This window comes from Mycetocola sp. CAN_C7, from assembly GCF_015752285.1.
GTDB lineage: Bacteria > Actinomycetota > Actinomycetes > Actinomycetales > Microbacteriaceae > Mycetocola_A.
This window is the reverse complement of sequence record NZ_JADOUY010000002.1, coordinates 34,344-56,312: the sequence shown is the minus strand read 5'-3', so window position 1 is coordinate 56,312 and position 21,969 is coordinate 34,344. Positions and strand designations below refer to the sequence as shown.

21 protein-coding genes are annotated in these 21,969 nt (G+C 63.6%); 11 read left to right on the top strand and 10 right to left on the bottom strand.

What is annotated here, in order from left to right:
• Positions 1-85 precede the first annotated feature (85 nt).
• Positions 86-748, top strand: a complete 663-nt coding sequence (locus IWX78_RS03930; protein WP_196832168.1) for an HAD-IA family hydrolase — start codon at positions 86-88, stop codon at positions 746-748.
• A gap of 46 nt (positions 749-794) precedes the next feature.
• Here the strand turns inward: IWX78_RS03930 and IWX78_RS03925 are convergent, their stop codons facing one another.
• The 3 genes from IWX78_RS03925 to IWX78_RS03915 form a co-directional block, all read right to left on the bottom strand.
• Complete coding sequence (locus IWX78_RS03925) at positions 795-1,733, bottom strand: formate/nitrite transporter family protein (RefSeq protein WP_196832167.1); 939 nt, start codon at positions 1,731-1,733, stop codon at positions 795-797.
• 202 nt (positions 1,734-1,935) lie between these two features.
• On the bottom strand, positions 1,936-2,148 hold the full coding sequence (locus IWX78_RS03920) for a three-helix bundle dimerization domain-containing protein (protein WP_196832166.1): 213 nt from the start codon (positions 2,146-2,148) through the stop codon (positions 1,936-1,938).
• Between the two features lie 96 nt (positions 2,149-2,244).
• Positions 2,245-2,730 (bottom strand): pyridoxamine 5'-phosphate oxidase family protein, encoded by a 486-nt coding sequence (locus tag IWX78_RS03915; RefSeq protein WP_196832165.1) that lies wholly within the window; start codon positions 2,728-2,730, stop codon positions 2,245-2,247.
• Positions 2,731-2,923: 193 nt separating this feature from the next.
• Here IWX78_RS03915 and IWX78_RS03910 point away from each other — a divergent pair, with 193 nt between their 5' ends.
• Both IWX78_RS03910 and IWX78_RS03905 read left to right on the top strand, forming a co-directional pair.
• Positions 2,924-3,325, top strand: coding sequence for a DUF1801 domain-containing protein (locus IWX78_RS03910; protein WP_334684548.1), 402 nt, complete (start codon positions 2,924-2,926; stop codon positions 3,323-3,325).
• Positions 3,326-3,409: 84 nt separating this feature from the next.
• The gene (locus tag IWX78_RS03905) at positions 3,410-4,162 is read left to right on the top strand and encodes a hypothetical protein (RefSeq protein ID WP_196832163.1); all 753 of its coding nucleotides are present in this window, start codon (positions 3,410-3,412) and stop codon (positions 4,160-4,162) included.
• Positions 4,163-4,240: 78 nt separating this feature from the next.
• Here IWX78_RS03905 and IWX78_RS03900 read toward each other — a convergent pair whose 3' ends face one another.
• From IWX78_RS03900 to IWX78_RS03890, 3 genes are all read right to left on the bottom strand, one after another.
• On the bottom strand, positions 4,241-5,950 hold the full coding sequence (locus IWX78_RS03900; protein ID WP_442929203.1) for an ABC1 kinase family protein: 1,710 nt from the start codon (positions 5,948-5,950) through the stop codon (positions 4,241-4,243).
• Between the two features lie 5 nt (positions 5,951-5,955).
• Positions 5,956-6,501: a PadR family transcriptional regulator gene (locus IWX78_RS03895; protein WP_196832161.1), complete on the bottom strand. Its 546-nt coding sequence runs from the start codon at positions 6,499-6,501 to the stop codon at positions 5,956-5,958.
• A gap of 143 nt (positions 6,502-6,644) precedes the next feature.
• Entirely contained in the window at positions 6,645-8,051 is a 1,407-nt protein-coding gene (locus IWX78_RS03890) for an APC family permease (RefSeq protein ID WP_196832160.1), read from the bottom strand.
• 199 nt (positions 8,052-8,250) lie between these two features.
• On the opposite strand from IWX78_RS03890, the gene IWX78_RS03885 reads away from it, so the two are divergent.
• The 6 genes from IWX78_RS03885 to IWX78_RS03860 all read left to right on the top strand — a co-directional run bounded on the left by IWX78_RS03885 (position 8,251) and on the right by IWX78_RS03860 (position 15,514).
• Positions 8,251-8,808, top strand: a complete 558-nt coding sequence (locus tag IWX78_RS03885) for a dihydrofolate reductase family protein (RefSeq protein WP_196832159.1) — start codon at positions 8,251-8,253, stop codon at positions 8,806-8,808.
• A 46-nt stretch (positions 8,809-8,854) separates the two neighbouring features.
• Positions 8,855-9,193, top strand: coding sequence for a YciI family protein (locus IWX78_RS03880; RefSeq protein ID WP_196832158.1), 339 nt, complete (start codon positions 8,855-8,857; stop codon positions 9,191-9,193).
• Positions 9,194-9,309: 116 nt separating this feature from the next.
• Positions 9,310-10,323, top strand: coding sequence for a hypothetical protein (locus tag IWX78_RS03875; RefSeq protein ID WP_196832157.1), 1,014 nt, complete (start codon positions 9,310-9,312; stop codon positions 10,321-10,323).
• A gap of 144 nt (positions 10,324-10,467) precedes the next feature.
• Complete coding sequence (locus IWX78_RS03870) at positions 10,468-11,049, top strand: DoxX family protein (RefSeq protein WP_196832156.1); 582 nt, start codon at positions 10,468-10,470, stop codon at positions 11,047-11,049.
• Positions 11,050-11,063: 14 nt separating this feature from the next.
• Positions 11,064-13,856 carry a cation-translocating P-type ATPase gene (locus tag IWX78_RS03865; protein ID WP_196832155.1) on the top strand — a complete coding sequence of 931 codons (2,793 nt, stop codon included), beginning with the start codon at positions 11,064-11,066 and terminating at the stop codon, positions 13,854-13,856.
• Positions 13,853-15,514, top strand: a complete 1,662-nt coding sequence (locus tag IWX78_RS03860; RefSeq protein WP_196832154.1) for a SulP family inorganic anion transporter — start codon at positions 13,853-13,855, stop codon at positions 15,512-15,514. The genes IWX78_RS03865 and IWX78_RS03860 overlap by 4 nt, the downstream gene beginning before the upstream one ends.
• A 53-nt stretch (positions 15,515-15,567) precedes the next feature.
• Here IWX78_RS03860 and IWX78_RS03855 read toward each other — a convergent pair whose 3' ends face one another.
• Positions 15,568-16,614: a LacI family DNA-binding transcriptional regulator gene (locus IWX78_RS03855; RefSeq protein ID WP_196832153.1), complete on the bottom strand. Its 1,047-nt coding sequence runs from the start codon at positions 16,612-16,614 to the stop codon at positions 15,568-15,570.
• A 180-nt stretch (positions 16,615-16,794) separates the two neighbouring features.
• Here IWX78_RS03855 and IWX78_RS03850 point away from each other — a divergent pair, with 180 nt between their 5' ends.
• Both IWX78_RS03850 and IWX78_RS03845 read left to right on the top strand, forming a co-directional pair.
• Positions 16,795-17,928 carry a Gfo/Idh/MocA family protein gene (locus IWX78_RS03850; protein ID WP_196832152.1) on the top strand — a complete coding sequence of 378 codons (1,134 nt, stop codon included), beginning with the start codon at positions 16,795-16,797 and terminating at the stop codon, positions 17,926-17,928.
• A gap of 49 nt (positions 17,929-17,977) precedes the next feature.
• A complete protein-coding gene (locus IWX78_RS03845) occupies positions 17,978-19,039 on the top strand; it encodes a Gfo/Idh/MocA family protein (protein WP_196832151.1) in 1,062 nt (353 codons plus the stop codon).
• 225 nt (positions 19,040-19,264) lie between these two features.
• Here the strand turns inward: IWX78_RS03845 and IWX78_RS03840 are convergent, their stop codons facing one another.
• The 3 genes from IWX78_RS03840 to IWX78_RS03830 all read right to left on the bottom strand — a co-directional run bounded on the left by IWX78_RS03840 (position 19,265) and on the right by IWX78_RS03830 (position 21,966).
• On the bottom strand, positions 19,265-20,116 hold the full coding sequence (locus IWX78_RS03840; protein WP_196832150.1) for an alpha/beta fold hydrolase: 852 nt from the start codon (positions 20,114-20,116) through the stop codon (positions 19,265-19,267).
• 173 nt (positions 20,117-20,289) lie between these two features.
• Positions 20,290-21,108, bottom strand: coding sequence for an MBL fold metallo-hydrolase (locus tag IWX78_RS03835; RefSeq protein ID WP_196832149.1), 819 nt, complete (start codon positions 21,106-21,108; stop codon positions 20,290-20,292).
• Positions 21,109-21,126: 18 nt separating this feature from the next.
• A complete protein-coding gene (locus IWX78_RS03830) occupies positions 21,127-21,966 on the bottom strand; it encodes an alpha/beta hydrolase (protein ID WP_196832148.1) in 840 nt (279 codons plus the stop codon).
• Positions 21,967-21,969 lie beyond the last annotated feature (3 nt).

Below are 21,969 nucleotides of genomic sequence, written 5' to 3'. Positions count from 1 at the left end.
TCCCCCTCGTGAGCGTCCGCCAGAAGGACCTACGATGAGCCACCTGACCTCTTCGCTCCAGCCCGACTCGCACACGGAGGCACGCATGCCTGAAACTTCGATCGTTTGCCGCGCCATCCTCTTCGACCTCGACGGGGTGTTGGTCAACTCCCTCGACTCGATCGAGCGCATCCTCCGCGAGTGGGCTACCGAACACGGCCTCGACGGTGACGAAGCAGTTGCGCTCTCACCCGGACGACGCGACATCGACATCATCCGTGTCCTGGCACCGCATCTGGATGCCGAATTGGCGACCCAGGAGATTGTCGCCCGCGAGCGGATGGATTTCTCGGGCCTCACCACGTTGCCGCGGACCGCTGAGCTGCTGAACGGACTGCCGAGCGATTCCTGGGCGATCGTCACGTCAGGAACCCGAACTGTCGCCGAAGGTCGACTCCGGGCTGTTGGGCTCCCGATCCCGAGGGTGTTCGTCACCGCCGGTGACGTCACCGATGGCAAGCCACATCCTGACGGCTATCTGGCCGCAGCACGAATGCTCGGGGTCGCACCGGAGGACGCCGTCGTCATCGAGGATGCCGTCGCAGGTGCCGAGGCGGCACGCGCCGCAGCGATGCGCTGTATCGGTGTCGGTGACGCCTTCCCCGGAGCAGATTCCCTCGCCGCGAGAGTCAGCGGGGTCGATCAGTTGGTTGTGACATCGGGTCCGGGCGGCCTGACCATCACGCTCCCGGCACAACGAAACGGGTGAGGGCGGCATCCGCCATCCTCACCCGTTCGTTGGTCCCGTCTGCAGGTTACGGTGTTGCCGCCCCCTGAAGCTCCGCGTCGGATGCTGCGGGAACCCGCGCCGTTCCGGCTGCAGGGGCCTGAGTGTTTCGGTCGGCGTTGGACGCGCCCTTGCCACGCGATCGCTTCGCGCGACCACCGGGTGTGCGCGGCACGCTCGGCCGGCCGTAGGTCAGGTAGAGCGGGATGGCGGTGAAGATGAGACCGCCGACGAGGTTACCGACCACTGTCGGGATTTCGTTCCAGACCAGGTAGTCCATGATGGTGAAGTCGCCGCCGAGCAACAGCCCGGACGGAAAGAGGAACATGTTGACGATCGAGTGCTCGAAGCCCATGAAGAAGAAGAGCATGATCGGCATCCACATGGCGAGCGCCTTACCCGGAACATCCTTCGCGATCATCGCCATGGCCACACCGGTCGAAACCATCCAGTTGCAGAGCACTCCGCGGATGAACAGGGTGAGCATGCCGGCCGCTCCATGCTCGGCATATCCAACGGTGCGTCCTTCACCGATGTGGCCGATGGCTTCGCCGACCTCGTTCGGTGGCACCGAGAAACCGTAGGTGACGACGACGGCCATCAGGATGGCAACGGTGAAGGCACCGAGGAAGTTGCCGAGGAAGACGAGTCCCCAGTTGCGCAGCACCCCGCCGATCGTCACGCCGGGGCGCTTGGCAAGCCAGGCCATCGGCCCCAGCACGAAGACGCCGGTCAGGAGGTCGTAGCCGAGCAGGTACAGCAGGATGAATCCCACCGGGAAGAGCACAGCGCCAAGCAGCGGCATGCCAGTGGTGACGGTAACGGTAACGGCGAACGCTGCTGCCATGCTGAGCAACGCACCACCCATCGTCGCTCGCACCAGAGTGTCGCGGGTCGACATGAAGATCTTCGACTCACCCGCGTCGATCATCGTTGTCACGAGATCGTTCGGCTTGACGTAGGACATGGGATCCCCTTCGGGTTCGGCTGCGCTTCGAGATCAGCGTGAGGCTGATTGCAGTCGAATCTATGTCGCGCTCGTTTCCCCTCCGTGTCTCTCATGATCCACTCTCATTACCGTCCCCTCTCAGGGCAGTCGATCGATTGTGAGGCGGCCGACATGCCCCAGGCCTACCCCCGGCAGGGTTGACGGCGATCAGTGCATCGCTCTAGCTGGCTGGCGCGCTCAACTTTTTGAGACGCTTCTTGGCGCCTCGTTCGGTGAGGATCAGCAGGTAGTCACGCACGGGCCGCTCCGCGAGGGTCTGGAACTCGTCTCGCACCACCGCCTCGAGTTCGTCGCGGTCGACGTCGGGGTGTTTCGCCTCGAGCGCCTGAACGACCTGGCGGATGATCTCTTCATTGTCGATGTGGGTGGTCACGGCACGAGTCTGACTTCCCGCCGGATGCACGTCAAGACAGAAAGGCTGGGCAAGCGGGTGTCCTGCCCTCAACCCTCGAAGCATGCCGCCAGGTTTCTAGCCACCGCTCGGTGCCCGGCCGCGGGCTGCCTCTGTGTCGCGCATCTTGATTACCGAGACGCCTACCCCGTAGGTGATGAAATCACCGACCGGCCGCACACCGACGCCCAGCAGGGTGCCACGCGACCCGTCTTCAGTGAGCTCGAGCCCCCTGGTGAGGGCCTTCCGCGCGGCCGCCGGCATCCGCGTCGCGGGAACGACCTCGGCGACCCCCGAGAACGTTATCATCGCTGCGGGTACTTTGATCCACGGCAGGAGCGGCACACGCTTGGGGATCGCTACCGTCGCCGAGACCTCGGGATTCGAGATGATGTGACGTGCCTTCCACTCATCGTCGTTCGTCGTGAACCAGAGTGTGCGATCCGCTGTGTACGGCATCACGCCCGCAGTCCGCGCCTGGCCGCGTGCCGAAACCATGCCGATCACCATGAAGTTCTGCTTCTCGAGCACTCGCCACACCTCGTCGGTGGTCAGATCCGCCATGGCGCCTCCCGGTGCTCGCGATCGCACCAAGTTACTGCGGATCGCCAGCATGCGGTACCCCGAAATCGTGTGTTGGACCTCGTTCAACGGTCCCAGTCAAAACCGACACTCCACCTGACGACGGGTGCGTCACCGCAGTACTCTTGATCCACCACGACGGTGAGGAGACCGGATGCCGGCGGAACAACCTGCGATGTCACCGTCCGATGTACCGATCGGGCAGGTGCTCGACCGTGCCTCGGGTCCTCGGCGCGCCGAGGCCGATGAATTGTTCGCGCTCTTCAGCGAGATCAGCGGTGAGAAGCCGGTCGTCTGGGCAGGACGCATCATCGGTTTCGGCGAAGTCGAATACCGGTACGAGAGCGGGCGCGGGGGCCGCACTCCCCTGCTCGCATTCGCCCCCGGCCCCAGGAACCACACGATTTACCTCCCCGAGGACTTCTCGGAGCGGTGGCCCGACCTGATGGCCGAGCTCGGCAGCTACCGGGCGAGCAAAGTGTGCTTGTACCTCACGCGACTGACCGGGGTGAATCGCACCGCACTGCGAACGCTCCTTGAGTACGCGCTGGCCGAGGCGCAATCGCCGGACCGTTAGGCAGACCAGGGCGACGGCATCCCGTTTACCCGGCCTTCACACCGGCATCCTCCACCGTTTTGCTCCAACCGCTATCGTGAGCGTATGGCGACCAGAGAGGTTCCTTACCGGCGCACGCGGCTGGTCCGCTCGGGCAGGGTCTCAGTTGCCGCCTCACTCAGCGCAGCCGCCGTTCTCCTCGTTTCAGCGATGCTGCAATTTGTGGCATCGCTGCAGCGATGGGTCGTGTTCCGGAACTCTCTCACGGCCAATGAGATCTCGGCAGAAGACCATCTCTACGACTACACCATCCCCATGGATCCGTGGGTACCCATTGGCACTGCCGCGGAACTCTATGGCGCGGGGGTTCTGCTCACCGCGCTCGGAATCCTGATTCTGCCGCTCAGCGCGTGGACCGGGCGCCGTGCGTTCAGGTATCGCGGTGTCGCTGTCGCTGTCTTCGTCGGAGAATTCCTGATCGCGCTGCTCGTCGCCGGCTCCCTCAGCATCGACGGGGCGCATGCCCTCATCTCCGGGGTCAGCGGCAGCCCTTCTCCGCTTCAACACTGGGGGGCGCTCGGCTGGGTCTCCGTCATCGGCCTGACCGTCATGGCGGTTCTGTGGCGCGGGTCACGAGCCCTCATGGTCGCGTGCATTTTCCTTCTCGGCAGCACGTTCGTGGGGTACCTCATGGCGACCTTCGTGATCGCGCCGATGCTCTCGGGTGGTTCGCACGACACAGCCCCGTGGACCGAAACGGTCGTCGCAGCATCCGTCGCCATCGCCGGGGTCGCGATGGCTTCTGCGGCCAGGCCGGCTCGACAACGGATGCCGGTTCGACCGACCTCGGCGCTGTGACCATCCGCACTACGGTCCGGAAGATTGCCGACATCAACTGGTCGACGCAAACGCAGCAAGGATGGCGGCGAGCTGCAGCTACCCACGCCGGGAGGCGAAGACTGCGTGCAGCAGAGGCACTACTGACGCGACCATGAGCACTGTGCCGAACACGGCATCTTCGGCACGGAGCACTGCACCTGCGATGAGGAGACCACCGAACAGGAGCGCGGAGACGAGTCGTTGCGCGGTGCGTTCCAGCCGCGCGACCCGGCGTTCGACGCCTGGGCTCTGCACCGAAACAGTGCCGTCCTCGAACCTGGTGACGAGCTCGTCGAGACGACGGGGCAGACGCACAGCGATGCCGGCGATCTCGATCGCTTGCTGGGCGAGATCCTTCACAACATTTCCGCCCTCGTCGCGCAGCAACTGCGCCGCGTACGGCTCGACGGAATCCCACAGATTGAACTCCGGATCCAGTGCGCTGCACACCCCAGAGGTCAATGACATGGCGCGGATGATGAGCAGGAAGTTCTCGGGCAGTTGGAACGGCAACGAGCGGACGACATCTCCGAACTGCTTCGCGAAGTCCCGGAACTCCCGAGGGTCCACGTCGCGCAACTCAGCGAAACCCATGCCGCCGAATCGGGCGAAGAGCTGCACCATCGCGCGTTCGAGTTCGGTCGTCTCAGCCGTCGGCAGAAGCACGCCGAGGTCGCGGATCGCGTTCACCAGACCCTTGCCGTCGCGCGATGCGGCCGCGATGAGCAGTTTGCGCAGGCCACTGCGGGTGCTGCTCGGCGCCTCCCCCATCATGCCGAAGTCGATGAACGTCAGCTTCCACGGCCGCTCCCCCGATCCGTCGACGACCGGTGTGACGAAAATGTTGCCGGGGTGGGGGTCGGCGTGAAAGAAGCCGTGGGTGAAGAGCTGGTCGAACATCACCGTTGCAAACAGCGGAGCGACCTCTTTCGGGTCGATTCCGGCCGCACGGAGGGCATCCGTGTCGGTGATCTTGATCGCCGTCACATCTTCGAGCGTGAGGACCCGACGGGTGGTCCGTTCCCACACGACCGAGGGAACAGACACCCGATCATCGCCGGCGAAGTCGGCGGCGAAACGCTCCGAGTTCGCGGCTTCGTGCAGGTAGTCTATCTCTTCGAGGCTCGTGACCGCGAACTCTTCCACGAGGGCGGGCACATTGACGCGGTTGGAGATGAGGCGCACGCGGCTGAGCCATCCGCCCACCTTGCGCAGGGCTCGAAGGTCGACGTCGACGATCTCGTCGATTCCGGGTCGTTGCACCTTGAGCACGGCGCCGACCAGCCCGGTGTCGGCCGCGTCGAGGGCGCCGAGAGTGGCGCGGTGCGCCTGACCGAGGGATGCCGCCGCGACCGGTATCTCGTCGATCGACGCAAACGCCTGTGCGAGTGATACGCCCAGCTCTGCCTCGGCCAATGTTCGAATGGCCGGGAACGGAACGGGAGGGACTTCGTCCTGCAGCCCCTCGAGTTCAGACGTGATCTCGGGCGGCAACACGTCGAGGCGCGACGACATGAACTGACCGACCTTGATCATCAGCCCGCCGAGGTCAACCGCGAGAACGTGGAAGCGCCGCGCGAAGCGCTGCATCCGGCGTCGTCGGGTGCGCTCGGCAATCCTCGTGAGCCCGATGCGCGGGAGGAACAGCTCGAACCACCACGTGACCGCGAGATTCCACCCGGCAAACCGCATGATGCGCCGATAGCGGGCGCGTGTGTTGCCGGCCTCTGATTGCGAATCTGCTCGACCCTGACGAACCGACGCCACCTCCGTCAGTCCTGAGCGAGGATCGCGTAGAGCCGACGACGCGCCTCGTCGAGCACCGTCACGGCCTGACGGACCTGCTCAGGGGAGCCGGTGCGGCCGACCTGGGCAGCGGCCTGTGCAAGCTCGACACCAGCCTTGGGCAGGGCGGTGAACCCGGTGTTGTCGCTCGCGCTCGCTGTCTCCCACGGTGCGGATGCCCCGGAACCGGCAACTTCTTCCCGCCCGGCCTCGGTCAGCGTGTACGTCTTGCGGCCGTCCGACTCCTCGGCGGTGATGAAGCCTTCGTCGGCGAGAAGCTGGAGTGTCGGGTACACCGACCCGGCGCTGGGCTTCCAGCTGCCGTTGCTGCGCTCGTCGATTTCGCGGATGATCTGATAGCCGTGCATCGGCTTCTCGGCGAGCAGGGCGAGCACAGCTGCGCGCACGTCACCGCGCCCCATGCGAGTGCCGGAGCGCTTCTCGAACGTCGAACGCAGCTGCTCCATGATCTGCCACATGCCGTCTGGGTGCATGCCTGTGCCGAATCCGCCAGCGGGGAATGAGTTGTTCATGATGACCTCCTGTTTGAGACTGAACGATACTCAACGATATATCGTTCCGAGCCTGAGCGATAGGGGCGAGCGAGGGGCATTCGCCGTGCCTTACGACCGACCGATCGATCGGCCAGGAGGTCGCGTGATCGCATCCGGCGCTGTCAGTTGCTCTCGTGTCGGCGTCGGCTGGCCGTGTAGATCCGCTCGCCTATCCAGAGCACGATGCCGATCGCCAAGAGCACTATCCCGATCTCGTACTGCCCGGCCGGACGTCCCGAGGTGAACGGGAAGACCAGGTACAGACAGGTGAGCGCACCGACGACAGGAAGGACGACCGGTGTACGGAAGTGCTTGTGGTCGACCGGCTGTCGCCTCAGCACCATCACCGCCACGTTGACGACGGCGAACACGGTGAGCAGGAGGAGTGACGTTGTTCCACCCAGCAGAGCAACGATCGACCCCTCGGCGTCGAGGGAGACGTAGATGATGAGGCCGGCCGCCAGCGCGCTCGTGAACAGGATCGCCGCCCAGGGAGTACGACGCTTCGGAGCGACCTTCGCGAGAAACGGCGGAAGTACATTCTGCCGGCTCATTCCGTAGAGCAGACGGCTTGCCATCATCATGTTGATCAGCGCGGTGTTCGCGACTGCGAACATGGAGATGAATGGGAGCAGGTCGTTGATCGGGAATCCGGGTGCTGCAGCCTCGACCGCCGTCACGAGCGGGGTCTCGCTGCCGACGAGGTCACCGATCGGCACGAGCGCGACAACGGTGATCGACACGAGCACGTAGATCACCGCAGCGATCCCCAGGCCGCTCAGCATCATTTTCGGGAAGATCCGACTCGGGTCCTTCGTCTCCTCCGCCATATTGACGGAGTCCTCGAAGCCGACCATCGCGAAGAACGCCAGCGACGTGGCGGTGCTGACGGCGAGCAGCACGTTCTTGTCTTCAGGAGTGTCGAACGCGACGACCCGCGACCAGTCCGCGTTGCCACCGGCGATCGCCCACATGCCGATGAGGATGACGAGGAGCAGACCAGACAACTCGACGAGGGTCAGAACAACGTTGAGCCAGACACTTTCGCTGACGCCACGCAGGTTGACCACCATGATGAGCACGATGAACGCGAGGGCGATGAGCATCGTTATGACGGTGTCGTCGGGCATCGCGAAGGCCACCGTGAGGTTGGCCGCGAACGCTCGCGAGGCGGTCGCCGCCGATGTGATGCCAGACGACATCACGACGAAGCACACGATGAACGTGAAGAAATGCACACCGAACGCCTTGTGCGTGTAGAGCGCGGCACCGGCTGCCTGCGGGTACTTCGTCACGAGCTCCAGGTAGGAGAACGCGGTCACCGTCGCTACCGCGAACGCGAGCAGGAAGGGCAACCAGGCTGCCCCTCCGACCTCCGCGGCGACCTGGCCGGTGAGCGCGTAAATCCCCGTGCCGAGGATGTCGCCGACGATGAACAGCAGAAGCAGCCCCGGCCCGAGGACCCGTTTGAGTTCCGGCTGTTTCGGCTCGACAGTCTTGACGACTTGTGTCCAGGACGGTCCACCCATCTCCTACCCCCTTGTTCGAAACTCAGCCGACCACATCCCGTCCGCCATCTCAACCGTTTTCTCGTTCTCATCGCTCGGCTTCCCGTTCTGAGCCGGAGTATGTTCGGAACCGCAGGCTCCGTAACCAGTCGTTGTCAGCGCTCGGCCCGCGTTCCGCCCGCGCGCCGGACTCGACGCCCTGTACTCGAAGGAGAAACACATGGCCAAGCTCATCTACTCGATGATCACCTCCCTCGACGGTTACGCGGAGGCGGCAGAGGGCGGCCTCGGCACCGGGGCCGACGACCCGGAGGTGCATACCTTTATCGGCGACCTCTTCCGCCCCGTCGGCACATACCTGTACGGACGACGGATGTACGAGACGATGGTCTACTGGGAAACTGCGCACACCGAACTCGACCAGCCTCCGCACATCCTTCAGTACGCGCGCGACTGGCAGGCAGCAACGAAGGTCGTGTATTCCACCAGCCTCGAGTCGGTGTCCAGCGCCAGGACGCGGATCGAACGCCGTTTCGACCCCGATGCGGTGCGCCAACTCAAGGCCGAGTCGGACCACGATCTCACCGTCGACGGTCCGAATCTCGCGGCACAGGCGATCGCCGCGGGGCTGGTCGACGAATACCACCTGTTCATCACGACGAGCGTGGTCGGCGGTGGCAAGCGGTTCTTCCCCGACGGCGTGCGCGTCGAGCTCGAGCTGGTCGAGGAGCGGTCGTTCGACAGCGGCCTGGTCTACGCGCGCTACCGGACCCGTTGAGTCCCACCCGTTGCCATCCGGCGTGGTCTCGGAGCAGTATCGACAGATGACGATGTATCTCATTTCTTTTCCGAGCGAGGCCCTGGTGCTGACCACCGAGGAGTTCCCGATCGTCGTCGCCGAATCCCACGCCGTTATCGCAGAAGCGAAGGCGGCCGGCGTCTACGTATTCGGTGGCGGGATCGACGAGAACGTCGATCCGGTTCTCGTCGCCGCGGACGGGTCGGTGAGCCCTGACATCTATCCAGGCAGCGACCTGACGGGCGGATTCTTGGTCCTGAAAGTGCCGACGCGCGCCGAGGCGGTGGAGTGGGCAGGAAAGATCGCGGGCGCTTGCCGCTGCTCGCAGGAACTCCGCGAGTTCGGTGACGACCCCGATAGCTAGCCCAATGGTCACTGATCTCGTGATTTGTACGTGATCCGCCGTGAGCGCTACCGGGGCACGAATGGACCCAACCGCTGGCAGGCCTGCTGACCCCAGCGATGGTGAAGGATGGGTTCATGCCGGAACGATTCGAATGGGTGCCCGATGTCTCCCGCGGCGAGTGGCTGCGCCCGATGGAGGCTGAGCCGTTCGGCAGCATCCTGTCGGTCGTGCCCCCGGGTTTCGGGGCCTACGCTCGCGTGTTCCACCCGGTGGACCGTGACCGCCCGCACGTCACGAAGACCTGGCAGGGCCTCGACGAATACGCGTTTTTCGAGGGCGACGAAGACATCGAGTCGTCCCTCGAAACCGAGCTCGCCAGCTGGGCTACGGCTTCGGCATCATTCGGAACAACGGTTCACGCCGAAGCGCAGTACGCGCGGCTGCTGCGCTGCGACTACGGAGACGCCGAGGTGATCGCCCCGGATGGCTGGCGCTATGGCAGTCCGCCCGAGGGCCGGATCGATGCGGCGTCGCTTGCGGCGGCATCCGCTGTTCTCGCCCGTCACACAACGACCCCGGATGCCGGTGTCGCCGCGATCTGGGAGGGCTGGGGAGGTCTCGTGAGTTCAGCGGGGGTCGCCTACCTGACGTTCGAAGCGGTCGACGAACCCGACCGGGGGATCATCGCGTCACTGAGTGATCGAATTGTTGCCCGTGCTCGACGATGGAGCATTCGAACGCGCTCCAGATTTCTGCCGCGTTTCAGACTCTTTCCCCGCGAACCTGAACCCGGCACGGGGGTGCTCTCCGCTGAGGCCGCGCGAGGTCCGCGGTTCGATCTGCACGGAGACACCGGTCGGCACTATGTGCTCTTCGAGGCGGGAGCGAACGACTTCGCGGATGCCGCCTGGCCGGAGAGTGCGCCGTGGGTCGACCAGGCCAGGTGGGCGCAGTCGCCGAGCATCCTGTGGCCAGAGGACCACGCGTGGGTGCTCGCGACCGAGATCGACTTCGACTCCACCCTTGTCGCGGGCTCGACCGAACTCATCCGGGAACTGATGCAGACGCCGGGACTCGAAGTGCTGCCGATCCGCGAAGACGCCGACTTGAGCTGGGACGGCGATCGGGTCAACCTCCTCGACGCGTGATCTGGAGCGCCCACCCAGAATATTGCGCAGGGTGGTGTCGTCCTCTGCGGAGCGCTCGAGGGACCTAATGCTCTATTCGGCCCGATCGTCGCACGTGAGTATGAGTCTGAGGCCATCCCGGTCGTCACGATCTGGAGGCATCACATGACCATTCAAACGAACGAACGCAGCGCAACACGATCCGCCGCAGGGCCGGCACTCCCGGTCGAGCCTGCTGTGGTGACCACCCGGTCTGGCAGGGGCGCACTCGCCATTCTCCGGTTGGCTACCGGGTTCATCTTCCTCTGGGCGTTCCTCGACAAGACATTCGGGCTGGGATTCTCGACCCCCGCCGAGCGCGCATGGGTCAACGGCGGAACACCCAGTCAGGGTTTCCTTCTCAGCGACGGCGTGGTCGGGCCTCTCAAAGGCTTCTTCACCGCGATCGCCAGCCCAGCGAGCGACATTCTCTTCCAGCTCGCGATGCTCGGTATCGGAGTAGCCGTGATGCTCGGCATCGGGCTTCGAGTCAGCGCCATTGTGGGCAGCTTCCTGATGGTGATGATGTACCTCGCAGAGTGGCCGTTCATCGCGAACGGCGCGTCGACCAATCCGATCGTCGACTACCACATCATCTACGCTCTCTCACTCGTCGTCGTTGCGGTGCTCCACAGCGGGGACACCTGGGGCCTCGGTAGGCAGTGGAAACACCTGCCGATCGTCCGCCGCCTGCCGTGGCTCATCTAATCGGACAGCGATACGTGTCTCCCGGTGCGCCGACCGCTGACGCACCGGGAACCACACCGCACGAGCATCACGCCCTGACCGCAGACGAGGTACTGAGTGTCCTGGCTGCGAACGCCGACGGACTGAGCACGGCAGAGGCCGCTCACAGACTCAACACCCACGGACCGAACGCCCTCCCGAGTCAGCGGGCTCCTCACCCGATCGTGACTTTCCTGAAACAGTTCAACGACATCCTCATCTACGTGCTCCTGATCGCAGCGGTCGTCACCTTCTTCTTCGGAGACTGGATCGACGCGATCGTCATCCTCGCAGTGACCCTCATCAATGCGGTCGTCGGTGTCGTCCAGGACGGTCGCACCCAGAAGGCGCTGATCGGGATCCGCGCCATGCTGTCACTGAGCGCGAAGACGAGGCGCGGTGGCAGCTGGACGAACATCGATGCCGCCGAGCTGGTCGCAGGAGATATCGTTCGAGTCGAACCTGGCGACCGAATCCCCGCTGATGCGCGCCTTATCCACACAAACGTTCTTCGGATCGACGAGTCCGCGTTGACGGGTGAGTCGCTTCCTTCTGACAAGAACACTCCCCCCGTGCCGGCCGTGAGCGGGCTCGGTGATCGGCGGAACATGGCGTACTCGGGTACGCACGTCACCGCCGGGGACGGCACCGCGGTCATCACGGCAACCGGACTCGATACCGAGATCGGCCACATCCACGCTCTCGTGACCGGGACTGAGAACACGGCGACACCCCTGACCCGGCAACTGGACTCGTTCAGCAAACGGATCTCTCTCCTGATCGTCGTCGTCGCTGCCCTCATGTTGCTGGTCGGACGGCTGGTCCACGATCGCGATTTCGCGGAGCTCATGCCAGCGGCCATCGGGTTCGCGGTCGCAGCGATACCCGAGGGTCTACCTGCCCTGATCACCATTACCCTCGCGCTCGGGGTGCGGCAGATGGCTTCCCACAACGCCATTGTCCGCAAACTCACCGCGGTGGAAACGCTTGGCTCCGTCACGACCATCTGCACCGATAAAACCGGCACGCTGACACGCAACGAGATGACCGTCCGCACTGTTGCAACGGGTGTCGACCGGTATCTCGTTTCCGGAACGGGCTACGCCCCCACCGGCGCCATAACTGATGCCCATGGGGGTGGGGATGCATCGCGCCGCGCTGACCTCGCTGCGATCATCGAGGTGTTCGCCCTCTGCAACGATGCGCACCTCCGCTCGATCGACGGCGAGTGGCACGTCGTCGGAGATCCGACCGAAGGAGCCCTCCGCACACTGGCTGCGAAGACTGCTTTCGACGGCAGCACATTCACGCGCCTCTCGGCTGTTCCGTTCGCCGCTGAGACGAAGTACATGGCAACCAGATACCAGAAGCATGGAGGCGATGCCCGTATTCTCCTCAAAGGTGCCCCCGGGGTCGTCCTTGCGCGATGCAGTTCTGAACTCGGAGCTGACGGCACGCCCCACCCGATCGACACCGCGAAATGGGCGCAGATCATCGACGAGCTGGGTTCCCAGGGTCTGCGTGTTCTCGCCGCCGCTCGTTCAGGAGCCAGCGACGAAACGGGAGAACTGCGTGACAGCGAATTCGAGTCGGGGATGCTGTTTCTCGGTGTCGCCGGCATCCTCGACCCGCCCCGTGCTGAGGCGGTCGCCGCTGTTGCAGCGATGCACTCTGCCGGCATCCGCGTGAAGATGATCACCGGTGACCACCCAGGGACGGCACTCGCGATCGCCCGGGAAATGGGCATCGCCAACGCCGACTCGCGGGTCCTCACCGGCGACGCGGTCGAGGCGTTGACCGATCAGGAACTGATGATCGAGGCGCCTGACGTCGATGTCTACGCCCGAACCAGCCCAGAACACAAACTCCGAATCGTTGCCGCACTGCAAGCGCGCGGCGAAATCGTCGCGATGACTGGCGACGGAGTCAACGACGCGCCCGCTCTCCGCCGCGCCGACATCGGCGTCGCCATGGGCATCAAAGGCACCGAAACAACAAAAGAAGCCGCCGACATCGTGCTCACCGACGACAACTTCGCCACAATCGGGCATGCGGTCGAAGAGGGCCGCCGGATCCGCGACAACCTGCAAAAATCGATACTTTTCCTCCTGCCGACCACATCCGCCCAGGCACTCGTTCTGCTGCTGGCGGTGATCATCGGATTCACTCTTCCTCTCCAGGCCACCCAGATCCTGTGGGTCAACCTGATAACCGCCATCACCCTGTCTCTGGCCCTCGCCACGGAACCGGCCGAGCCGGGAATCATGCAGAGACCACCGTCACGACCAGGCAAGGGTATTCTTGATCGGAGCTATGTCGGGCGCATCGTATGGGTGGCGGTACTGATCGCCTCTGCGACGATCGGTGTCTTCTTTTTCGAGACCAGCATCGGTTCAACCAATGCCGAAGCGCAGACCACCGCCGTCACGATGCTCACCCTTGGACAGCTGGCGTTCCTCTTCAACTGCCGGTTCCTGAGGGCATCAAGCTTCCGCCCCGCTGTGCTCGTCGGGAACCGGGCCATCTACATCTCTTGCAGCATTCTGGTGGTCTTGCAGCTGGTCTTCGTGTACGCACCATTCATGCATCCGTGGTTCCATTCGGCGCCCCTCGGAATTCGCGAATGGGCCTACACCGTCGCGATCGCTGCGTTGATCTTCTTTCTCACCGAGGCCGTCAAGATGGGTGAACGCATGCGCTCGAGACGGCTGCCGTCGGCGTTGTCACGGGATGCGACGAAACACCAGGCTGCGGCCCCGACCCTCCCTGCCACCTCAGCCACGAAATGACGGGCTCACCGCGCTCGCTCAGATCTCTCCTTCCCAGTCGCCTGGACTACAGGAATCTTCGCCAGAGCTGGCGCGGCGACCTGGTTGCCGGAGTCACGGTGGGCATCGTGGCGCTGCCTCTCGCATTAGCGTTCGGCGTGAGCTCCGGCGTCGGTGCTGAGGCCGGACTCATCACCGCAATCGTCGCCGGTCTCGTCGCTGCGGTGTTCGGCGGTTCCAACGTGCAGGTATCTGGCCCCACCGGTGCGATGGTCGTGGTGCTCGCCCCGATCGTGGTCAGCCACGGTATCGGCTCCGTGGCGTTCGTCAGCATCCTCGCAGGCATCATGGTTCTGGCCGCTGGCGTGCTGAGACTGGGGCGAACGGTGAGCGTCATTCCGTGGCCGGTAATCGAGGGGTTCACGGTCGGCATCGGCGTGATCATCTTTCTCCAACAGGTGCCTGCCGCCGTTGGTGTGGTCAACACCGGGCACAGCACCAATGCGGTGATCGCCGCGACGCAATCTGCGCTCATCGCGCATTGGCCAACCGCCATGTTTCCCCTCGCGACTGTTGCTGCCGTCGCCACCGCCATGCTGCTCCTCGGTCGAATCAGCGGCCGACTTCCTGCATCCTTCATGGCGATTGCCGTCGTGACGCTCATCACATCCGTTGTCGACGTTCCGCTCGCCACGATCGGGGAGCTGCCGCGCTCGCTACCGCTGCCGGCCTTGCCGATGCTCGACACAGAAACAGTGACGAGCCTTCTGGGGCCGGCGTTTGCCATCGCCGCGTTGGCAACGATCGAGTCACTCCTGTCGGCACGAGTCGCTGGGTCAATGGCCGACACCGGTCCCTTCAACGCCGATCGTGAACTTGTCGGGCAGGGACTCGCCTCGGTGGCGTCAGGGTTCTTCGGCGGGATGCCGGCGACGGGTGCCATCGCCCGAACCGCGGTCAACGTGCGCTCCGGCGCCCGAACGCGACTGTCTGCAATTGTGCATTCGCTGTCTCTGCTCGCTGTCGTCTACCTGGCAGCGAACGTTGTCGGGGTGATCCCGCTTGCCGCACTCGCCGGGGTTCTCATGGTCACTGCGGCCAGAATGATCTCCCTCCGAACCATCAAGCAGGTGATGCGATCCACCCGATCCGACGCTGCCGTCTTTGTGATCACTGCGGTGATCACCGTGAGCTTCGACCTCGTCATCGCCGTCGGCATCGGCATCGCCGTTGCAGCGTTCTTCGCCCTGCGTGCCCTCGGCGAGGCCAGCGGCGTCCATCGGGAGGAGTTGCCTGGCTCCCCCATTGCCGGCGATGAACAGATCGCGCTGTTTCGAGTCGATGGCTCGATGTTCTTTGGTGCGGCCGAGCGGATCCTCGACCGCATCAGCGACCATCGCGGCATCCAGGTCGTGATTCTGCGGATGTCACAATTGCAACTCATCGACGCCACTGGTGCGCACTCCCTTGCTGACCTCGTGGGTGCACTGGAACGGCGCGGAGTGACGGTGCTGCTCAAAGGCATCCGACCCGAACATCAGCGAGTCCTCGAGCGACTGGACGTCATCGGCTCACTCCGTCACCCCAACCACCTGTTCGACGAACTCGAGCCCGCGATCACGCACGCTCGCTCACACATCGGTCGGACGGCCAGAGCGATCGATGAAAGACGGATGTGACGCAGTACGGAGCATTCGGCTGCAGACTACTCACACAGTCACGTAGAGGTTTTTTATCCCTGATGAGGCTCCGCAACAGATTCACGAGCTACGCGCGCTATTGGGCTCGCTGCTGTCCTGGGCGGTGATATTGACTCGCGCCAAACGACTCGCTGAATTCCCACGTCGCGTGCCGGCGACTCCTCACCACGGATCCTCGCGATGAGTCGGCGCATCGAGTACGCGCCCAGCCGGGGTCGATCCTGAAACACACTCGTCAGCGAGGGCACCATGAACGCGCCTATCGAGACGTCGTCCCAGCCGGTTACGCTCATGTCTCCGGGAACGGTCCAACCCCGGCTGAATGCGGCCCGGATCGCTGCCGCAGCGAGAACATCGTTCGCGGCGAGGACAGCAAGGGGTGGGGCTGTGTCTGGCAGGCTCAACACGGACTCATACGCGTCCATGCCGCTCCAACTGCCCCCGAGAACGCCGAGCGATTCCACCTCGAGCCGCTCCACCGTGGCGAGGTATGTCTGGCGACGTGCGACGGCAGAGGGATAGTCAGAAGGACCCGCGATGTGAACGAATCTCCGATGCCCGAGGTCCACGAGCTTTTCCATCATCTCGACCATCGGCCGTGCGTCCATCAACTCGCCGGTTGCATGAAGTTCATCGTCGAACTCGGACAACGAAAGGACGACAGGCTCCGAGCTTCCGGTCCCAAACTGCCCGGATATCGGAGTCAGGGCCAGGAAACCCTCATACTCCCCGGAGCCGATCAGCGCACTCAATTCTGCTTCCCGTTCAGCAGCGACGTGCGAGAGAGTCACGACCTCAACCACGTAGCCCGCTTCTCGCGCCACAGTTACGGCTCCCTCGAGGACCGGGAATAGATTCAGCCCTGTGACCGGAATGACCACTGCCAGCCTTCCAGTTCGCTGCGTGCGCATCGAGCGTGCCGCGAGGTTCGGTCGGTAGTTCAGCTCTGCTGCGGCAGCCTGAACACGATCTCGGGTCGCTTCGGAGATCCCATCGCGTCCGTTGAAAACAAACGACACAGTGGACTGCGACACGCCCGCGAGCCGGGCGACATCGCGACTGGTGGGTCGCTTGTTCATTCGGTTCCTTACTCAGGTGCCTTCACGACGTGTTCTCTTGACGGAAGTCGTCACGATCCCCATACTAGCTAATACGAAGTAGTAATACGTATTAGTAATACGTATTCTTGCCCAGACCGCGTACGACTGTGCGGGGTCGCCTGGTGAGAGACAATCCCTCCCTCTTGAAAGAAGGCGCACATGCTCAGGATAGGAATCATCGGAACCGGCGGAATCGCCGATGCGCATATCAGCGGGTATCTCACGTTTCCGGGCGAGTGCGAGATCGTGGCGCTCGGAGATGTCGTCCCCGGCAAGGCAGCACAGAAGGCGAAGAGCTTCGGGCTCGCGAACGCGGTCTGCTTCGACGACCCTCTTGCCATGATCGCGGGGGCCAACCTCGACGTCGTCAGCATTGCTACACCGCCGAGCACGCACGCGGACCTCGCGGTCGCGGCGCTCGACGCTGGGGTGAACGTGCTCGTCGAGAAGCCGATGGCCCCCTCCCTGGAAGAATGCGATGCCATGCTCGCGGCACAGCTGCGTTCAGGGAAGGCGCTATCTGTCGTGGCGCAGAACCGCTTCCGCGACGACCTCGCAACGCTCAAGGAGGTCGTCGATTCGGGTCTGCTCGGCTCCATTTCGCACGTGCGTGTCGACTCTGCCTGGTGGCGAGGACTGCCGTACTACGACCTGTGGTGGCGAGGCACCTGGGAGAACGAGGGTGGCGGGTCCACACTGAACCACGCCATTCATCACATCGACCTCCTCCTCTGGCTGCTCGGCCGCCCCAGCGAGATCACGGCGATGCTTGCGAACGCGCAGCATGACAACGCCGAGGTCGAGGACCTCTCAGTCGCTGTGCTCCGGTATGAACGCGGCCTTGCCCAACTCACGAGTTCCGTCGTCCACCACGGCGAGGAACAGGAGATCGTTATTCAAGGCGAGCACGCCCGAGTCTCCCAGCCGTGGCGCGTCATCGCCGAGCTCTCTGGCGCAGGAGGTTTCCCCGAGAAGGGTGGTGCCCATGAGATCGTCGAGAGTATCGAGGCCGTCGCGACACAGCACAAGGCACTGAACTATCAAGGTCATCGTGGGCAAATCGGTGAATTTCTCGACGCCGTCAAGCACGAACGTCCACCCGTTCCCGACGGGCAGGATGGCCGCAATGCGGTGGAAGTGGTGACCGCAATCTACAAGGCCGGGATAGAGAAAGAAGTTGTCTCCCTTCCCCTGTCGTCACTCGACCCCTACTACCGGGCTGGCCAGCTTGAAGCGCGCGCGCCGCGCTTCTATGAGAAGCGCCGTGCCCTTGCCGAGGTGGCGGCCACCTGAGCACGTCATAGAAACGGGATCTGATGCAGCAACTAGAGGAGAACAAACCATGACGCATCCATACACATTCGACCCACTCCCCCAGCCGGTTGTTGAGTCCGGCCAGTTCGTGTTTGCGGCCGTCGGCCTCGACCACGGCCACATCTACGGCATGACCGACGGCCTGATCGGCGCCGGTGCGACGGTGAAATGGGTGTTCGATAGCGACCCAGATCGGGCAGCAGATTTCGTGAAAAGATATCCGACTGCTCGAGTGGCCGGTTCCGAGCAGGAGGTGCTCGACGACCCGGACGTGCGTCTCGTAGCGAGCGCGGCAATAGCGTCAGAGCGGGCTCCGATCGGGCTCCGCGCGATGGAGGCCGGCAAAGATGCGTTCGTCGACAAGGCACCGGTGACCACATTCGCCCAGCTCGAGGCGGTGCGCGAGACAACGGCCCGCACCGGGCGCAAGTACGCCGTCTACTACGGCGAACGCTTGCACAACGAAGCCGCCATTTTGGCCGGGCAGCTCATCGAGCGGGACGCCATCGGGAAGGTCCTGCAGGTCGTGTGCTTCGGCCCACATCGCGTGGGCAGCGGCCGGCCCGACTGGTTCTACGACCCCGCGCAGTACGGCGGCATCCTCTGCGATATCGGCAGTCACAACTTCGAGCAGATGCTGTTCTACACGGGAGCTGCAGACGGACGAGTCTCAGTCTCGACGATCGCGAACTATGCGCATCCCGAGACTCCTGGCTTGCAGGACTTCGGCGACGCGCACGTCATCCTCGATAACGGGTCCACGGGATACGTGCGGGTCGACTGGTTCACCCCGGAGGGGTTGGGCGTGTTCGGCGACGGCCGGACGTTGATTCTCGGAACTGATGGATATCTCGAGCTCCGCAAATACATCGACATCACAACGGACAATGGCGGCGGGCAGGTGCTGCTCGTGAACGACGATGGCCAGTACCGATTCGATGCCAATGGAATGACAGGCTTCCCCTTCTTCGGGCAGCTCATCCGCGATTGCCTGGAGCGAACCGAAACGGCGATGACACAGGCGCATGCGCTCAAAGCGGCCGAGTTGAGCCTCCAGGCTCAAGGCAACGCCGTCGCCCTCACTCCGTAGTGGGCCTGACTGTCGGCAGCATTCTCATGAAGGTCGGCCCTATGTCGCGACCTGTATCACGGCGCTTCGAGCCCGCCGCGGGTATCAGCCTCCTCAAGGAGACTCGGACAGATCGTCCCCGGGTCATCGCACTGTCGACCTTGACCGGTTTGGTCAGCAGGGCGAGGAAACGGCGAGCGTTGGAACGGTCGGACGGGGCGGCACGACCCGTCCGACCGTCGTGCACTACTTCCGGGTCGATTTCACCGCACTGAGAATAAGGTCGACGACCTTCTTGGGTTGGCTCATCATGGGAACATGTGAGCTTTTGATCTCGACCGTTTTTGCGCCGGCTCTTTTCGCCATTGCTCGTTCGGCCTCGGGCGGGATGATGTTGTCGTTGGAGGCGACCATGTACCAGCTGGGGATGGTCTTCCAGGCCGGGACCCCGGAGGGCGTGACCAGGGACGCGAGTGCGCCGGGTCTCTGGCTCGCAGCCATGACGGCCGCTTCGTTCTTCGACAGGTCTTGTGCGAAGAGTCGGTGGAAGTAGGCCGGATCGATGTACGCATCCTGATCTCCTTCACTCGCTCCGGGGAACGGGCGGAAGATCAGGTGATCGACCACGTCGGTGTGTCCGCCACCGAGCGCATTGGCTTGCTGAACCGACTCACCTTCGTCCAGCGCATAGGCGGCTATATAGACCAATGCCTTGACGTTCCTGTTCCCAGTGGCAGCGTTCGTGATCAGGGCTCCACCATATGAGTGGCCCACAAGAACGACCGGACCCGTGATGGTGGAGAGGAACGCTCGAAGGTACTCGGAGTCGCTGGCGACACCTCTCAGGGTGTTGGGCGGAGCGTAAACAGTGTGTCCCTCTCGCTGTAGCCGTTCGATCACATCCGACCATCCCGAGGCGTCCGCGAAGGCCCCGTGGACGAGAACGATCGCCGGCTTTGGGCTTCCTTTGCCCCCGCCTTCTTTGGCGGGTGTCGCCGTCGCAGGGGCCGCGAAGGTGATGCTCGCGAGGAACAAGGTGAGTAGCGCCAGAATGGCGAAACGGAGCGGTTTGCGTCGACTTTCAGACTTGAGTTGCATGATGGATCTCCTTACTTGGTATGGCGATTCGCTTCGGATAGAAGTGTCGGCAGAAAGGCGGGGTCTACCACCCCTGATGTCCTCTGGCGGTCAGCATCGATCTACGCCCGTCAGCGACGAGTTATGGAAAGGACGAGCATCACCGAGCGGCTTCCTCGTCCATTCGGCTCCGGCTAGGAGATTGACCGTGCCCGCCCGAGCGATTCGATCGTTGCGGGGACGCCTGGTATGAGCCACCGGATCGTCGATCTGACGGCCGCCGGTGCGCGGCGGAACACTTCTCGGGCGCTGGTAGCGCCCTCGCTGAAGTGGCTCCATCCGTCGGTGTGGACTGGCACTGCGATCCTGGGCCTCAGGAGAGCGATGAGTTCGATGGCCTGCGCCGCGTTCATCGAGAAACGAACGGGCCCGGTCAGGCCTAAACGAACGGCCCCCAGGTGAAGAACGGCAACATCGACGTCCAGGCGTCGGCCGACGTGCTTGAGCCCTCTGTAGTAGACAGAATCGCCGGAGAACCACACCGCGGTCTGCATCTCGGTTTCACGCTGCACCGCGAATCCGATCACCGCTCCCGCAATCGGACGGCTCAGAAAGGGGCCGTGTCTGCCGGGTGTAGCGGTCACGACGATTGGCCGTTTGCCGGGCTGTTCGAGCCGGGTGCTGGACCAGGGGCGCAGGGCTCGCACGTTCGCGGCTGCCAGCCGACGACACCCCGGCACGGTGGTGACGACGGTGGGAACCTTAGGCAGCAGAGCTCGCCCGATGTCATCGAGATTGTCGGCGTGATGGTCGTGGCTCAGAAGGACGGCGTCGATGTGACCCAGATCTGCCAACGAAAGGGCGGGTGCCTCGGTCTTGACCGATGAGGTGCCGAATCCGAAGGAGTAGCGGCGGCCGGGCAGGTCGAAGGTGGGATCCGTGAGTATCCGCCAGCCGTCCATCTCGAGGAGTACTGTCGGGCCACCAATGTGAGTGAGCACGATCTCGTTCACGAATCCCACCCCGAGCCCTTATGCGCGCAGTTGCGACTGGTTCGCGCTTGCGTGGGTGAGCGCCCAGTCGAGCGCGTAGTCGGCGACTTCTTCCCAGCCGTCCTGGCTGACGATCCGGTGGGTTCGGCCCGGAAATTCCACACGCTCCACCAGTGAAGGTCCGGCGGAGTACTTCTTGAGTGTCGCTTTTTGGATGGGCGGTGGTGCGACATGGTCGATGCTTCCGGAGATGAGCAGGAGTGGAGCCCTGTTTTTCTTCAGGAAATCGACCCGGGTGATCCCTGACTTCTTCTTCGGGAGAGAAAGGACGCCTTCGAAGAAGATCCGGTTGGCCGAGTTGACGGCGCTGGCCTCCCATTCACGATCGGATTCGGCCCTGGTGAGGTCATTGCCGAACGTGAAATGAAAATGGCCTTTGCTCAGGGGCTTTGCCTTGTTGATCTGGAAGGGGTTGGACAGGATCGGAAATCCGGTCCGGAGGGTCGTCAACGGCAAAACGGTCACTCCGGCGGGTTGGCCGGGCTCGACCCCGACCCCCGCGATCCCCAGCCCGCGATCAAGCAGCATTTGGATAAAGATGCCGCCGAAGGAGTGCCCCATAATGATGGGCATCGCGGGCAGGTCCCGGATGATCCGGTCGTAATGATCCACGGCCTTCTTGATGCCGAGGCCCTCAAGCGGTTTCGGATTCTTGCGAACTTCCGCGGGAGTCCTGCTATCGATTCCGGGCCAGCCCGGAGTAATGACTTCGTGACCGAGGCCGCGGTAGCGCTGAGCCCAGGTATCCCAACTCGATGGTGTCATCCAGAGTCCGTGGACCAGAACGATGGGCGGTTTGGGTACAGAGTTGTCTGACATAGT

Coding starts and splice junctions, on each gene's coding strand:
- IWX78_RS03930 (WP_196832168.1), top strand. CDS start 86: ATGCCTGAAACTTCGATCGTTTGCCGCGCCATCCTCTTCGACCTCGAC.
- IWX78_RS03925 (WP_196832167.1), bottom strand. CDS start 1,733: ATGTCCTACGTCAAGCCGAACGATCTCGTGACAACGATGATCGACGCG.
- IWX78_RS03915 (WP_196832165.1), bottom strand. CDS start 2,730: ATGGCGGATCTGACCACCGACGAGGTGTGGCGAGTGCTCGAGAAGCAG.
- IWX78_RS03910 (WP_334684548.1), top strand. CDS start 2,924: ATGTCACCGTCCGATGTACCGATCGGGCAGGTGCTCGACCGTGCCTCG.
- IWX78_RS03905 (WP_196832163.1), top strand. CDS start 3,410: ATGGCGACCAGAGAGGTTCCTTACCGGCGCACGCGGCTGGTCCGCTCG.
- IWX78_RS03895 (WP_196832161.1), bottom strand. CDS start 6,501: ATGAACAACTCATTCCCCGCTGGCGGATTCGGCACAGGCATGCACCCA.
- IWX78_RS03890 (WP_196832160.1), bottom strand. CDS start 8,051: ATGGGTGGACCGTCCTGGACACAAGTCGTCAAGACTGTCGAGCCGAAA.
- IWX78_RS03885 (WP_196832159.1), top strand. CDS start 8,251: ATGGCCAAGCTCATCTACTCGATGATCACCTCCCTCGACGGTTACGCG.
- IWX78_RS03880 (WP_196832158.1), top strand. CDS start 8,855: ATGACGATGTATCTCATTTCTTTTCCGAGCGAGGCCCTGGTGCTGACC.
- IWX78_RS03875 (WP_196832157.1), top strand. CDS start 9,310: ATGCCGGAACGATTCGAATGGGTGCCCGATGTCTCCCGCGGCGAGTGG.
- IWX78_RS03870 (WP_196832156.1), top strand. CDS start 10,468: ATGACCATTCAAACGAACGAACGCAGCGCAACACGATCCGCCGCAGGG.
- IWX78_RS03860 (WP_196832154.1), top strand. CDS start 13,853: ATGACGGGCTCACCGCGCTCGCTCAGATCTCTCCTTCCCAGTCGCCTG.
- IWX78_RS03855 (WP_196832153.1), bottom strand. CDS start 16,614: ATGAACAAGCGACCCACCAGTCGCGATGTCGCCCGGCTCGCGGGCGTG.
- IWX78_RS03850 (WP_196832152.1), top strand. CDS start 16,795: ATGCTCAGGATAGGAATCATCGGAACCGGCGGAATCGCCGATGCGCAT.
- IWX78_RS03845 (WP_196832151.1), top strand. CDS start 17,978: ATGACGCATCCATACACATTCGACCCACTCCCCCAGCCGGTTGTTGAG.
- IWX78_RS03840 (WP_196832150.1), bottom strand. CDS start 20,116: ATGCAACTCAAGTCTGAAAGTCGACGCAAACCGCTCCGTTTCGCCATT.
- IWX78_RS03830 (WP_196832148.1), bottom strand. CDS start 21,966: ATGTCAGACAACTCTGTACCCAAACCGCCCATCGTTCTGGTCCACGGA.